Source organism: Cyanobacteria bacterium GSL.Bin1 (assembly GCA_009909085.1).
GTDB lineage: Bacteria > Cyanobacteriota > Cyanobacteriia > Cyanobacteriales > Rubidibacteraceae > Halothece.
Genome location: JAAANX010000180.1, coordinates 1 through 13,338, shown reverse-complemented (window position 1 = coordinate 13,338; position 13,338 = coordinate 1). Strand labels below are relative to the sequence as shown.

At 45.5% G+C, this 13,338-nt stretch carries 14 protein-coding genes and 2 pseudogenes; 1 reads left to right on the top strand and 15 read right to left on the bottom strand.

Features of this window, described 5'->3' with window-relative positions:
* The first annotated feature begins 112 nt into the window (after positions 1–112).
* Positions 113–352 carry an AbrB/MazE/SpoVT family DNA-binding domain-containing protein gene (locus GVY04_20645; protein NBD18448.1) on the top strand — a complete coding sequence of 80 codons (240 nt, stop codon included), beginning with the start codon at positions 113–115 and terminating at the stop codon, positions 350–352.
* Between the two features lie 575 nt (positions 353–927).
* Here the strand turns inward: GVY04_20645 and GVY04_20640 are convergent.
* From GVY04_20640 to GVY04_20570, 15 genes and pseudogenes are all read right to left on the bottom strand, one after another.
* Positions 928–1,266, bottom strand: a pseudogene (locus GVY04_20640) (DUF86 domain-containing protein).
* The gene (locus GVY04_20635; protein NBD18447.1) at positions 1,256–1,567 is read right to left on the bottom strand and encodes a DNA polymerase subunit beta; all 312 of its coding nucleotides are present in this window, start codon (positions 1,565–1,567) and stop codon (positions 1,256–1,258) included. Before GVY04_20635 ends, GVY04_20640 begins: the two are co-directional and overlap by 11 nt.
* Positions 1,568–1,772: 205 nt before the next feature.
* A complete protein-coding gene (locus GVY04_20630; GenBank protein NBD18446.1) occupies positions 1,773–1,997 on the bottom strand; it encodes a YgiT-type zinc finger protein in 225 nt (74 codons plus the stop codon).
* Positions 1,994–2,281, bottom strand: a complete 288-nt coding sequence (locus GVY04_20625) for a DUF4258 domain-containing protein (GenBank protein ID NBD18445.1) — start codon at positions 2,279–2,281, stop codon at positions 1,994–1,996. The genes GVY04_20630 and GVY04_20625 overlap by 4 nt, the downstream gene beginning before the upstream one ends.
* A gap of 388 nt (positions 2,282–2,669) precedes the next feature.
* Positions 2,670–2,933, bottom strand: a pseudogene (locus GVY04_20620) (type II toxin-antitoxin system mRNA interferase toxin, RelE/StbE family).
* Positions 2,933–3,148 carry a hypothetical protein gene (locus tag GVY04_20615; protein NBD18444.1) on the bottom strand — a complete coding sequence of 72 codons (216 nt, stop codon included), beginning with the start codon at positions 3,146–3,148 and terminating at the stop codon, positions 2,933–2,935. The pseudogene GVY04_20620 and the gene GVY04_20615 overlap by 1 nt, the downstream one beginning before the upstream one ends.
* Positions 3,149–3,331: 183 nt before the next feature.
* Positions 3,332–3,616, bottom strand: coding sequence for a DNA polymerase subunit beta (locus tag GVY04_20610; GenBank protein NBD18443.1), 285 nt, complete (start codon positions 3,614–3,616; stop codon positions 3,332–3,334).
* A gap of 245 nt (positions 3,617–3,861) precedes the next feature.
* Positions 3,862–4,476, bottom strand: a complete 615-nt coding sequence (locus GVY04_20605) for a micrococcal nuclease-like nuclease (GenBank protein ID NBD18442.1) — start codon at positions 4,474–4,476, stop codon at positions 3,862–3,864.
* A 162-nt stretch (positions 4,477–4,638) separates the two neighbouring features.
* The gene (locus GVY04_20600) at positions 4,639–5,715 is read right to left on the bottom strand and encodes a SagB/ThcOx family dehydrogenase (GenBank protein ID NBD18441.1); all 1,077 of its coding nucleotides are present in this window, start codon (positions 5,713–5,715) and stop codon (positions 4,639–4,641) included.
* 380 nt (positions 5,716–6,095) lie between these two features.
* Positions 6,096–7,766, bottom strand: a complete 1,671-nt coding sequence (gene groL, locus GVY04_20595) for a chaperonin GroEL (protein NBD18440.1) — start codon at positions 7,764–7,766, stop codon at positions 6,096–6,098.
* Between the two features lie 166 nt (positions 7,767–7,932).
* The gene (gene leuD, locus GVY04_20590) at positions 7,933–8,550 is read right to left on the bottom strand and encodes a 3-isopropylmalate dehydratase small subunit (GenBank protein ID NBD18439.1); all 618 of its coding nucleotides are present in this window, start codon (positions 8,548–8,550) and stop codon (positions 7,933–7,935) included.
* A gap of 7 nt (positions 8,551–8,557) precedes the next feature.
* The gene (leuC, locus tag GVY04_20585; protein ID NBD18438.1) at positions 8,558–9,967 is read right to left on the bottom strand and encodes a 3-isopropylmalate dehydratase large subunit; all 1,410 of its coding nucleotides are present in this window, start codon (positions 9,965–9,967) and stop codon (positions 8,558–8,560) included.
* A gap of 216 nt (positions 9,968–10,183) precedes the next feature.
* Positions 10,184–11,296 (bottom strand): glutamate 5-kinase, encoded by a 1,113-nt coding sequence (gene proB, locus GVY04_20580; protein ID NBD18437.1) that lies wholly within the window; start codon positions 11,294–11,296, stop codon positions 10,184–10,186.
* 182 nt (positions 11,297–11,478) lie between these two features.
* On the bottom strand, positions 11,479–12,033 hold the full coding sequence (locus tag GVY04_20575; protein NBD18436.1) for a YqeG family HAD IIIA-type phosphatase: 555 nt from the start codon (positions 12,031–12,033) through the stop codon (positions 11,479–11,481).
* 265 nt (positions 12,034–12,298) lie between these two features.
* Positions 12,299–13,338, bottom strand: a 1,040-nt coding sequence (locus GVY04_20570) for a thioredoxin domain-containing protein (protein NBD18435.1), incomplete at its 5' end; no start/stop codon positions are given.

Genomic DNA, 13,338 nt, shown 5'->3' with positions numbered 1-13,338 from the left:
GTAGTCAGAGGCGCGATCGCGAAGCACGAGAAGTAGCCTAATCGGGATGAGGGAAAGGAAAGCGCGATCAAGTAAACTGGGAATCAGAATAATGAGCCACTGATCGATCAAAATGTCAAAAGTAACTATCAACCAAAAAGGACAAATTCAGATTCCTTCAGAAATCATTTCTCAACTGGGTTTAGAGCCGGGAACCGAAGTAGAATTACAAGTTGTAGATAACAAATTAGAAATTTACAACAAACAAGATTCTTCATTGAATAATGTAGGAAAAAAACTCATAGAAACCATGAGAGGTAAAGCAACATCTAATCTAACGACTGATGAAATTATGGAAATGACTCGTCACTAAATATGACTGACATTTTAGTGGATAGTAATGTCATTTTAGATATATTTACCGAAGATGAACAATGATTTCAATGGTCTGCTTCCCAGCTGACTGAGCTCGCAAATCGATCAACTTTAGTCATTAATCCCATTATTTATGCTGAAATTTCAATTGGCTTTGCTCAAGTAGAAGAATTACAAACTGCACTCCCTAAAAATTACTTTCGCTATGATCCTCTTCCTTACCAAGCTGCTTTTTTTAGCAGGTAAATGTTTTTTGACTTACCGCCGTCGTAGAGGAACTAAACGTTCACCCCTACCTGATTTTTATATTGGGGCTCATGCTGTTGTTCAAAAAATGACTCTTTTGACAAGAGATAAGGGTCGGTATGAAACCTATTTTTCCAACTTGGATTTAATTACACCATAGAGATAAGAATTAGAAGAGAAGCGCCATGTCGCTATGGGACTTGACCTACGGCAATCGCTGTTAAAAAAGTGATGGTAGTGGGAGGCAAGATCATCATCAGTTACGCTGCAAATTGTCGAACCTCTAGTTGGGTTCCCTGCGCGATCGCATTTAATAGCTCAAGAAAATTATTCTTTCTCAGCTATAATAACATCTAAACTTTCTAATAAATCAGGAATTTTATATTGTATGACATCCCAAACTATATCTAGATCAACTTGATCATATTCATGCACAATTACATTACGCATCCCAGCTAAATTGCGCCAAGTAATCCCTGGATATTATTCATATAATTCAGAGGAAAGGCGTTTTGTTGCTTCACCAATAATAGTAATTTGGTACAAAATTGCTGAGAGTTTTTCCTCATTGACCACAAGCTCAGCGTAGCTTATCCCCATAGAAAACTTCTGAATTCGTTTTCCTGCTTGCTGAATATCAATTAAAGATTCCAGATCACGCGGCATAAATCACTTCTGCTGATTCCAAAATGTTTTGACGACGTTGCCAATTCGCACTACGCGCGATCGCCGATTTAATAATTAGGTCAACTTCACGACCCAATAGTATTTCTAGTTCTTCCTGTATCTGTAACGTTTCATTCAAGCCACGTTGAAAATTGGAATCAAACGTAACTAATACATCAATATCACTTTCAGCGTTAAAATCGTGACGCAATACCGAACCGAACAAAGCAAATTCCGTAATCTGCCAGCGTTGACAGAAACTTTTTATTTCTTCATGGGAAAGGGGGAAGTTTTGAACCATAGCTCATGCCGTTAAAGCGGTTTGGATTGGCTGGTTATAATAATCCTAGCGCATGAAGAAAAAGGGAAACCAAGAGCACAATCTGGCGCTAGAAATGAGAGGCGCGATGCGCCTCCGGCGCCGGCTTGCGCCATCGGTTGTGGGGATAGGCAGGAAGAGCGCGATTAGTTGTAGTTATTGGAAGGAAGGGCAGGATCATCATAAGTTACGCTGCAAATTGTCGAACCTCTAATTGGGTTCCCTGCGCGATCGCGTTTTCTGCTTGTTCTAACAATAAATCAGTTGTCTGTTCACTTAAATAATATTCACCACAATTTTCACAGACTTCAGCAGGCACATCTTTAAAAATCAAAATGACTCCTTCCCTTTCTAACGGAACTGTTACTTTACCCTGCCGAGTTTCTCCTTGTTGGCAAATTAAACATTTCATTTTTTCTTTCTCCTCTTATAATTGGATTCCCAAAGTTGAGAATCGGGTTGATAAGTTGTAATTATAAAAGCCCGTTTCATTATCGCATCGAAGCCTACCACAACCTGGATAGGACGGCTAGCAACAAAACCTAAAAATAAGTAGCTTGGATAAGGCGAATCATCTGAATATTCCTTAATTACTTCTCCTGTAGCCAAAATGGTTTTTACTTGTGCTTTACTAATTTTTCGAGCAAACATTTGCTTAACTGCATGACTAGAAAAAATTAATTGCTCATATTCCATCCTGCCTTAATTGATCTCCTCGGTTTGATCTGTTTTATCTTAGCCTCTTTAGAATGTGGAGATCGTTGTGATCGCGTTGTCGAGATGGAGAGGAAGAGCGTGATGTCGCGATCCGACTTGCCTAAGGCAATCGCTGTTAAAAAAGTAATGTTAATCGGAGGTAAGATCATCATTTGATCATCATCAGTTACGCTGCAAGTTGTCGAACCTTTAATTGGGTTCCCTGCGCGATCAGTTTGTGGATGAAGAGGGCGCGATCGTAGCAAGTAAAGATGATAGTAGCCAGAGGCGCGATCGCGAAGCACGAGAAGTAGCCTAATCGGGATGAGGAAGAAGGGCGCGATCAGCAACAATATTCCAGAATTAGGCAACATCAATGTTAACGAATTTAGCTTTTGTAAATTTCCCGACGATGCCCAACTTTTTCGATAACGATTGTTTCTAAATTTTGATCCAAACTATAGATCACTCGATAATCACCTACTCTTAATTTATAAAATCCTGATCAATTTCCAGATAAGGGAAATAAGTTAACTTGATCTAAATTTTCTGCTAACCAGTTAATTTTATTAACGATTCGCTTTCCTGATTTTGGTGGTAGCTTTTTCAACTCGGTTACGGCTTGGGCATCATACTGAACCGTATAAGCCATTATTCAATTCCCAATTCTTTCATTACCTCTTGGGAACTCACTAACTTGTTTTCTCCAGTTTGGCGCAAATGTTGTCTTTTGTGTAACTCTTGTTGAATCTCAGGTTTAATTGATTTTCCCTCATCGGGATCCACTGATACCTGTTCAAGAACCTCATCTATAACTTCTCGAATTAAGTCTTTCAATTCCTCAACTGTTAAATCTTTAACTTGCATCGTTCACTCCTTATTTTCTAATCATCTCGAGGGAGAAAGCAATTTTGTCTTGATTTTCCCATTTATTTTAACTGATTTGAAAATTGGAGGAGGCGCGATGTCGCCATAGTGACTTGCTTAGGGCAATCGCTGTTAAAAAAGTGATGGTAGTGGGAGGCAAGAACATCATGTGATCATCATCAGTTACGCTGCAAATTGTCGAACCTCTAATTGGGTTCCCTGCGCGATCGCCGATTTAATAATTAGGTCAACTTCACGACCCAATAGTGTTTCTAATTCTTCCTGTATCTGTAACGTTTCATTCAAGCCACGCTGAAAATTGGCATCAAACGTAACTAATACATCAATATCACTTTCAGCGTTAAAATCGTGACGCAATACCGAACCGAACAAAGTAAATTCCGTAATCTGCCAGCGTTGACAGAAACTTTTTATTGCCTCATGGGAAAGGGGAAAGTTTTGAACCATAGCTCATGCCGTACTTCGGTTAAGTTGATGGTTTTCACCAACGGTGACTCGCAAGCCCCGGAATTCAATTCCGGGGAACGAGTCACTCTCAATAGGGCAATCAGGGATAGAGCCAAGAACAAGAAACTGAGTCTGGCTCTGTGCCAACCTAATCAGGGTTTCAGGGTGTTACGAAGTAAGTTAATCTGTTTCATAGGGGTTTCTTGGTCAGGTTTGGTAACCTTCCATGAAACCCCTTCTTTGTCTCACTTGGCAACCGCTCTTTTTATTTTTTGTCCGTTACTGAGAGCCAAATCAGAACAATCACTGTCACTTTCAATGCAGCTTGGTAAGCTTGATACATTGTTTTCTGAATTTGATGTTGAAGAATTTTCCCGTATCCCTTGGCGATACTCCCAAGGCATAACATTTGGCTGCTTCCAAAATCCTAAGTTAGATGATTGAGCTCGTTGTTCGGCTTGTAGAAATTGTTTTTTTCGATCTGAACAGGCATCAAGATAGCGCTCATCAACAACCGCTTGTCCTCGTTGAACCATGATTAAATTCAGTGAATCGCCATTTCGATAAATTTCGCCAACGGTTCTGCCAGAACGGTCAGTCGTCACTTTTCTAAGACCAACGGTTTTTCCGGCTGCGATGTACTTTTTCAGGTAGTTAGTAGAAGCAGTTCCCCCCTTCTGTAACCTTTCTGGAGCATCAATACAAGCTAATCTGACAGTAGTTTTTGAGCCGTTTTCTTTGACCGTTATGGTGTCGCCATCACTCACACTGATCACTTCTACAGTTGGATAAGAGCTAGCGGAAACATTACTACAAGCAGCTAAAACAAGAATGACTAGGAGAAATAGTTGGCGTACCATGGAGCGGGAACTTTTGTTTCCTCTAGTGTAAGAAATCTGCTGATGCTTGTGGAATAGCCCGAACTCTTCTCAGATCCGGTTGGCGAATTCAACAAACACACTCAAGGCCCGATCTCCAATCGGAGGCCAAGAGGAAGTGCAAAAATGCTGCCGAGTTTTGGCTCACCTCCCCCCAAACTTTTGGCTCTCGGTGGCTATCTGTCCCACACTAACCAGGTAAAGCGCTGCTTCCTCAATTCCATCTAGTTCGAGCAGGTGATTGAGCGCCTCATCAAAAAAAGCCCCAACCGCCACCGCACCCAAGCCGAGTGAGGTAGCCGCCAAGTAGAGGTTCTGCCCTAGGTGTCCCGCTTCCATCAGCACGTAGCGGTAGGTGCGCTCGCGGTACTTCCAGCGGGTCCGCTGCCAAATGGCAGAAATGACAAAGCAGACACTTGCCTGTGCCAAGAAGTCTTGCCCCAGTCCGGCAGTTACGATTGCTGCCCGAAAGTCTCCAGCTCGCAGCCTTTCTAGTTTGTGGTTCCTGACCGCGTAATGGTAAATCCCCGCCGGCAATCCCTCCACACGATGCACCACCGCATACACTTCCAGAGGATAAAGAGCGCCGGCTGAGGGGACAGCCCGCAATTCCCGGTCGGGACTCGTGAGGCCCTGCCCTAAGTGCAGTAAGTGCGACAGGTGCGACAGGGATAGGGCAGCGTCGGTGTAATCGCGCCTGGAGCGTCGAGTTTCAATCGCCAACTCCAGGCTCAACCCCTGCTCACCGTAGGGGCGAGGTAGATCAATCTGTTCTGCCTGGGGGTAAGTCTTATACGGCTCTGGCTGTCCGCCAGGAGTGAGAAGCATTCCCAGTGCCTTACCCGCTCCGATTCGGCTCCACTGATGGTAAAATTGCCCCACATCAGTGACCGACTCCGTCAGATCCACTGCGCGCTGACCCGGGAATAGTCGTCCGAGAATGAAGCCTCCGGCTCCGGACAGAATCGAGACTAACCAACGACGCCGTCTCGGTTCTGGCACCTGTTCTTGCGGTTCTGGGAGTTGTCCTGACCGGTCTCGATGGGGGTGAGGCCTCAACCGATGTCTCCAGTAAGCTAATAGCCGTCCCCAACTGAAAAGCAAATGCACCACGGCCAGGGCTACCCAAGCATAGCCCACCTGAGCGTGAAAGGCAAAGCGGTGCAAGCCCATCGCGTCCATCATTAGCCCACTGAGCAACAGGTAGAGGCTGCCCCCCACAAGCAGCGCGATAACAAGGTAGTTTAGATCGGTCCGTCTCATCGTCGTGTATCTCCAGCTCGCCCTTCTGCTTTTATTGTCACTTTGAAAAGTTACTTTCGCAGAAGGTCAACTTTCCATCCAAGAGTCCAACACCAGCAATGCTGCCGTTAACGGCTCCAGTGCTTTTTCCAACACTGAGCTGAATAATCAGCAAGTGCAAGTTGACTCCAAAGGGTATTACCCCCACTATCCGCTCGGCTACTAATTTTTCCGAGGAGGGGACAGAACACACTCCTCCTCAACCAATTTAAGAGAACTAATGAGTGATGACCAACAATAAAAACAGCCTGCCTGAACGACAGACTGTCTGTTGGGGCGAGAGAAGACAGGAGAGGGAATTACATCATTCCCATGCCTCCCATGCCTCCCATACCGCCCATGCCGCCCATGCCGCCCATAGCAGCGGATGGATCAGCACCGGCTTCTTCTTCTTGGGGTTCTTCAACCACTAAGGCTTCTGTGGTGATAATCATCCCCGCAATAGAACCGGCATTTTGCAGGGCAGAGCGAACCACTTTTGCGGGATCAATAATACCCGCGGCAATCATGTCCTCATATTCACCGGTGAGGGCATTGTAACCGACGTTAAATTCAGTATCCCGAACATTTTCCACGACGACAGAGCCTTCTGCACCAGCATTATCTGCCATTTGAGACAAGGGCGCTTCTAGGGCTTTCGCGACTAACGCGGCACCAATTTTCTCTTCGGGATGGGTGAGTGTATTTTTAAATTCGGCAACTTTTGCCGCGAGGTGAATCAGCGTCGTACCGCCACCGGGAACAATCCCTTCTTCAACAGCCGCTTGCGTTGCATTGAGCGCATCTTCAATGCGGAGTTTCCGTTCTTTGAGTTCGGTTTCAGTCGCCGCACCGACTTTAATCACCGCAACCCCGCCAGCGAGTTTGGCAATACGTTCTTGCAGTTTTTCTTTATCGTACTCAGAATCGGTTTCAGCGAGTTGCTTGCGAATTTGGTTGACGCGCTTATCGACATCGCCTTTATTTTCACCGTTGGAAACAATCACGGTGCTGTCTTTGTCAATGGTTACTCGGCGCGCAGTTCCCAGCATATCAACGGAAACGGAGTCGATGGTTAAGCCCACATCTTCGGAAACGAGTTGTCCACCGGTGAGAACAGCAATGTCTTGTAACATCTGCTTGCGGCGATCGCCGAAACCGGGGGCTTTAATGGCGGAAACATTGAGCACGCCCCGGGCTTTGTTCACCACGAGAGTGGCTAAGGCTTCCCCTTCAATGTCTTCTGCAATGATGAGTAGGGGCTGTCCTTCCCGAGAGACTTGTTCCAAGATCGGCACTAAATCTTGAATCGCGCTGATTTTCTTGTCCGTGATTAAAATGCGAGGATTTTCAAACTCGACAATTTGCCGTTCTTGGTCGGTGATGAAATAGGGAGAAAGATAACCGCGATCAATTTCCATCCCTTCTACCACATCGAGTTCAGTGGCAAGAGATTTTGATTCTTCGACGGTGATCACGCCATCTTTAGTGACTTTCTCCATGGCGTTAGCAATCATTTCACCGATTTCTTCGTCATTGCCCGCAGAAACCGTTGCCACTTGCGCGATCGCGTCTCCTTCAACCGGCTTGGCAACGTTGGCAATTTCGTCTACTAAATAATTTACTGTTTTTTCAATCCCTCGACGCACTGCAACGGGGTTAGAACCCGCAGCAACGTTTTTCAATCCTTCTTTGATCATTGCTTGGGCAAGGACTGTAGCGGTGGTTGTCCCATCTCCAGCAACATCGTTGGTTTTCGAGGCGACTTCTTGAATTAAGCGAGCGCCCGTATTTTCGAGAGGGTCTTCTAATTCAATTTCTTTAGCAGCAGTAATCCCATCATTGACGATTTGGGGAGCACCATATTGTTTTTCCAATAAGACATTGCGTCCTTTCGGACCAAGCGTGATGCGGATAGCGTTTGCCAGGGCATCAACGCCTCGTTCGAGAGAGCGTCTTGCTTTTTCGTTAAAAGATACGATTTTAGGCATCGTTGTAATTTTTATTGTCGTCGTCCATCAATAGTCAATTTAGCACTCTCTTTTAGGGAGTGCTAAGCCTTAACTGAGTAGGGATATCCGAACCGTAATTTTTGAGGGCTGAATTTCCTATGATGTCGTTTCTTCTGGCAGAGGCAGCAATTGCGGTTAGAGTTCCCTAACGATTGGCCCATAGCCAAGGCAAAGACTCCTGTTGCTGGCGTTCAAAGTCGCCAATTTGCTCGGCTTTCTGCAAGGTTAAACTAATATCGTCTAAGCCATTGAGTAAACAGTGCTTCCGAAACTCATCGACTGTAAATGGGATGGTTTCCTGATTATGGCGGCGAATCACTTGTTCGGGTAAATCAACGGTCATGGTTACGGTTTCGGGATTTTGCGCATCCGCCATTAACGTATCCACTTCGGTTTGTCCTAAAGCAATGGGCAGAATGCCATTTTTGAAGCAGTTATTGAAAAAGATATCGGCAAAACTCGGTGCAATCACACAGCGAATACCAAAGTCGAGTAAGGCCCAAGGCGCATGTTCTCGGGAGGAACCACAGCCAAAGTTATCTCCTGCAATTAAAATTTTTGCCTCGCGATAGGGGGCTTGATTGAGAACAAAATCGGGAATTTCCTCACCACTTTCTTGGAAACGTAACTCATCAAATAAAACTTTGCCTAACCCTGTCCGTTTAATGGTTTTGAGATGTTGCTTGGGGATAATCATATCCGTGTCAACATTCATCATCGGTAAAGGGGCAGCAATCCCCGTTAAGGTTGTAAATTTCTCCATAATTCCCTTAATGATCTAATTCTCGTACATCGGTTAATTTCCCAGTTACTGCAGCCGCAGCCGCCATGGCAGGACTCACTAAATGGGTGCGTCCGCCGCGTCCTTGTCGTCCTTCAAAATTGCGGTTCGAGGTGGAAGCACAGCGTTCTCCTGGCTTTAATTGATCGGCATTCATGGCTAAGCACATGGAACAACCGGGTTCACGCCAATCAAACCCCGCTTGCTTAAAGATAATATCTAAGCCCTCTTGTTCGGCTTGATGTTTCACTAAGCCAGAACCGGGAACAATCATCGCATAGACGCCATCAGCCACTTTACGCCCTTCCGCAACTTTGGCTACTGCTCGCAAGTCTTCAATGCGTCCATTGGTACAAGAGCCAATAAACACGGTATCAACCGGGATTTCGGTGAGTTTGGTCCCGGGTGTCAGTCCCATATACTCTAAGGCTCGTTTGACCGCTTGCTGACGATTAAAATCGCTAAAGTCATCGGGATCAGGGACGCTTTCGGTAATCGGTAAAACGTCTTGCGGACTCGTTCCCCAGGTCACTTGGGGAATAATTTCACTCGCTTTTAAAGTGACTTCCTTATCATACGTTGCCCCGGCATCTGAGGGTAAAGACTGCCAGTAAGCAACCGCTTTTTCCCAATTTTCGCCTTGAGGAGCAAGCGGACGACCTTTAATATAGTTAAAGGTGGTTTCATCGGGGGCGATTAATCCAGCACGTGCCCCGGCTTCGATGGACATATTGCAAATGGTCATCCGCCCTTCCATGGTTAAGCTGTGAATGGCTTCTCCCGCGTATTCGATGACATGACCGGTTCCGCCAGCGGTACCAATTTTGCCGATAATGGCGAGAATAATGTCTTTTGCTGTCACTCCTAGCGGTAGTGAACCTTCTACGGTAATTCTCATATTTTTGGGCTTTCTCGCTTGTAGCGTCTGGGTCGCGAGAACGTGCTCCACTTCTGAGGTACCAATCCCAAACGCCAGCGCCCCAAATGCCCCATGGGTAGAGGTATGGCTATCGCCACAAACAATCGTCATTCCCGGTTGGGTTAAGCCTTGTTCGGGACCAATAATATGGACAATCCCTTGGCGTTCGTCACTCATGCGAAACAGCGGAATCCCCATTTCTTCAGCATTGCGTTCGAGAGTTTCCACTTGCAGGCGACTTTGCGGTTCTTTAATCCCTTCTGAGCGATCTGAGGTGGGAACGTTGTGATCGGCGACAGCAAGGGCTGCTTGCGGTTGACGGGGGGTACGCTTAGCTAAACGGAGTCCTTCAAAAGCTTGGGGACTGGTCACTTCATGGATTAAATGACGATCAATATAGAGCAGACAAGTGCCATCATCTTGTTCATCTACTAAATGCTGATTCCAGATTTTATCGAAGAGAGTTTGCGGTTTGCTCATTGGTGTGGAGAATTCATTCATTTCAAAATACGGATATAGCACGTTCTATCTTGATGAAGTACAAACTGAGTAATTTGAGTGATTGTCTAACGCTGTCGCCTGTTCTCTGTTCCCTGTCGCCTATTGCCTTAAGCAGGACAAATTTCGACTTCATCATTTAAGAATCACTACAGAGTCTATTTTGCCAAACTTGGTGCGTTTCGGTACAGAAATTTGCTATAAAACTGACACCATATCATCGCGATGGACCACCGTTTCGGTATTGGTATAACCAAGAATAGAGGGGATACTTTGCGATTGGGAACCGCGAATTTGCTGCAGTTCGGCACTACTATAGTTGACTAGACCCCGAGCAATTTCTTTCCCGTCCCCATCACATAACGCCACTGCTTCTCCCGCTTGAAAATTGCCTTCCACCCGTGTAATACCAGCAGCGAGGAGAGATTTACCGCGATCGCGGATCGCTGTAACCGCCCCTTCATCTAAATACAATTGTCCCACTGGTACTAAACTATAGGCAATCCAGCGTTTACGAGCATTTTCTCCACGGGGTTGCGCTTCAAACTGCGTCCCGATGGTTTCTCCAGCCAGAATTTTATGAATATCTTTGGGTCGGCGTCCGTGGGTGATAATGGTTTTAACACCCGCCCCTGTCGCAATGCGAGCGGCTTCTAGCTTGGTTACCATGCCACCGGTTCCCCATTGAGAACCGCTTTTGCCTGCCTTACTTTGTAATTCTTCCAGTTCTTCGCGGGTCACCACTTTTTGAATCGGTTGTGCTTCTGGGTTGTGTCTGGGGTCGGCTGAATAAAGTCGATCCACATCCGTGAGGAGAAAGAGATAGTCGGCTTCTACTAAGCTCGCTACAAGTGCCGACATTGTATCGTTATCCCCGAAATTAAGCTCCTCGACTGCTACCGTGTCATTTTCGTTGACAATAGGAATAACCCCTAACTCCAGCAGCGACTGAAACGTATTATAAATATTGACGTAAGAATTCCGTTGAATGAGCTCTTGGCGCGTCAGTAACACTTGCGCGATCGGCTGGCGTAACGTGGAAAATAAATCATCGTAAATTCGGATCAGTCGCCCTTGCCCCACCGCTGCCACCGCTTGGTTCAGGGCAATGGTTCGCGGTCGTTCTTTTAAGTTTAAGCGTTCACACCCTACGCCAGTCGCACCTGATGAAACTAAGATCACCCTCATGTGATTAGAACGAAGCTCAGTCAATGTTTCTGCTAGTGCAGCAATATTAGCAATAGCCAGAGAAGCGGTTTGAGGCTGAGTAACACTAGAGGTACCAATTTTGACAACGATGGTTTGAGACATGGAGGATGAGGGAGGATTTCTAAGCAATTAGGGCAATCACCCTTATATTGCGGATAATTGCCCTAACTATATCGAGTTTTAATATATTTAGGGTCTTTATATCGGCTGACCCCATTTGTATCGATTTTTATCATTGCATATCTCGTTTTGTTACTATTTATTTTTTTATATTTTTTTTATATTTAGCTTGATGTGGGTTTGTTAGTCTGGGGTGAACTTTGACCTTTATCTTTTAAACTGACTCCTAACCAACGAGAAATTTGCACTTCTAAACGACGAATCGGGTAACTGCGATCAACCACAGCCGGATCGACCATGGGTTCAACTAATATTGTAAACATTTGTAAACGGTTTCCCGCTAAAACATCGGTAAAAATGCGATCACCGACCATAGCAATTTGATCAACGGGTAACTGCATCCCATCAGCAGCTTCACGCAGACGTTTCCGAGAGGGCTTTCGTGCCCCTAAAATATAGGGGAGTGCCAAAGACTTGGCAATTCCCCCAATTCGATTTTCCCTAAGGTTGTTACTGACTAACCAAATCTTAGCGACTTGGCGAATTTCTTCTACCCAAGTAATTAATTCATCCGAAGCCTGACGGGATTTTAGGGGAACTAGGGTTTCATCAACATCTAAAATTAAACCTTGCAATTGATGTTGTTTGAGAATGTCAGCACTAAGATGGATGACCGGTTTCCCTAATACTAAGCTTGGTTGTAATAAATCAGTCCACATGAGTTGTTATTGATTCTTGATTATTTGTTGTTTATTATTGGGTCTTAGTTAATGGATCGGCAATCGGCAACAAGCCATTAAAGTAACAAGGGATAAGAGGAAAGTTTCAAGAGATGCCAACATTCACCAACGGTCACGCGCAGGCGCCTTCCGTTTTCCGAAGGCGTAATCTTTGACTTTCTCCCCTTACCTTGCTCCTTTAACTGATTTGGGTCACTAGTCACACTCTCCCCTCTTCTCTCAGTTTCCTTATCATAATACTTGCTTACTGATGACTAATTTGTGTCATCATTTGTTCTGTATTTGTTGCTGGTTCTAAACAGGTTAAGCCTTTGCAGACTAAACCGACGGCACCCGTTGGTAGAGACGTTTCCACACGATAGGTGCAGGTGGGTAAATATTGACTGGCTAATCCTTGCAACTGTTCAGGCGTTGAACGGACTAAGGTGCCTTGCAAATACCAATCCAAACCCGAAAATAACCCAGGACAAGCTTGGGGAGACTTTTCCATAATACTGCTAAAGGCACGTAGGGTTTTTTCAGCGCTGGCGAGATAATCAGTTTGTTCCGTGATTTCAAACAGTTGGACCAGGTTGGCAACCGCAACGCCATTGGCAGCAGGGGTAGCATTATCGATATAGGTTCGTTCTCGGACAATTAAATCCTGACTGCTATCGTTTGCTGTATTGAAATAACCACCGGTTTCCACACTCCACAGATATTGATCAAATTCGGCTTGGAGTTGGGTGGCTTTGTCTAGCCATTGGGTTTGTTCAGGATGACAGGCATGAAGATCCAAGAGGGCTTTGATGAAGAGGGCATAATCTTCAGATTGGGCAGAGACAGTGGCTTTTCCGTTGTAGTTGAGACGATGGAAGCGTCCTTCTACCCACTGATTGTCCCAAATAAAGTCCGCTGCTTTCACCGCACTATTCCAGTAGTGGGCTTCCCCAAATACCGCATATGCCCTAGCTAAACCGGAAATCATCAAGCTATTCCAAGCGGTGATCATTTTGGTGTCGGTAACGGGGGGGATGCGTCCTTGCCATTGGGTTTGCTTAGCTTCACTATTATTCGTTGCCGGTGGGAACGTAGCCAGGGAGGAAGCACCATAACGCGCCTTAAATAGCTTCTTGAGCGCTGATTCAGCATCATGGGATAGATTTCCGCCCTTTTGCCGTTGTAAGACGTTGCTGCCTTCAAAATTGCCCTCTGCAGTGACTGTAAATTCAGTTTGTAGCGCTTGTAATTCTTCAGGACTCAGTAGCGTTTCCAGTTCTTGGTATGACCAGACATAAAACGCGC

Bases quoted from the DNA above. Each gene is read 5' to 3' on its own strand.
- GVY04_20645 (NBD18448.1), top strand. From the start codon at position 113: ATGTCAAAAGTAACTATCAACCAAAAAGGACAAATTCAGATTCCTTCA.
- GVY04_20635 (NBD18447.1), bottom strand. From the start codon at position 1,567: ATGGTTCAAAACTTCCCCCTTTCCCATGAAGAAATAAAAAGTTTCTGT.
- GVY04_20630 (NBD18446.1), bottom strand. From the start codon at position 1,997: ATGAAATGTTTAATTTGCCAACAAGGAGAAACTCGGCAGGGTAAAGTA.
- GVY04_20625 (NBD18445.1), bottom strand. From the start codon at position 2,281: ATGGAATATGAGCAATTAATTTTTTCTAGTCATGCAGTTAAGCAAATG.
- GVY04_20615 (NBD18444.1), bottom strand. From the start codon at position 3,148: ATGCAAGTTAAAGATTTAACAGTTGAGGAATTGAAAGACTTAATTCGA.
- GVY04_20610 (NBD18443.1), bottom strand. From the start codon at position 3,616: ATGGTTCAAAACTTTCCCCTTTCCCATGAGGCAATAAAAAGTTTCTGT.
- GVY04_20605 (NBD18442.1), bottom strand. From the start codon at position 4,476: ATGGTACGCCAACTATTTCTCCTAGTCATTCTTGTTTTAGCTGCTTGT.
- groL (NBD18440.1), bottom strand. From the start codon at position 7,766: ATGCCTAAAATCGTATCTTTTAACGAAAAAGCAAGACGCTCTCTCGAA.
- leuD (NBD18439.1), bottom strand. From the start codon at position 8,550: ATGGAGAAATTTACAACCTTAACGGGGATTGCTGCCCCTTTACCGATG.
- leuC (NBD18438.1), bottom strand. From the start codon at position 9,967: ATGAGCAAACCGCAAACTCTCTTCGATAAAATCTGGAATCAGCATTTA.
- proB (NBD18437.1), bottom strand. From the start codon at position 11,296: ATGTCTCAAACCATCGTTGTCAAAATTGGTACCTCTAGTGTTACTCAG.
- GVY04_20575 (NBD18436.1), bottom strand. From the start codon at position 12,033: ATGTGGACTGATTTATTACAACCAAGCTTAGTATTAGGGAAACCGGTC.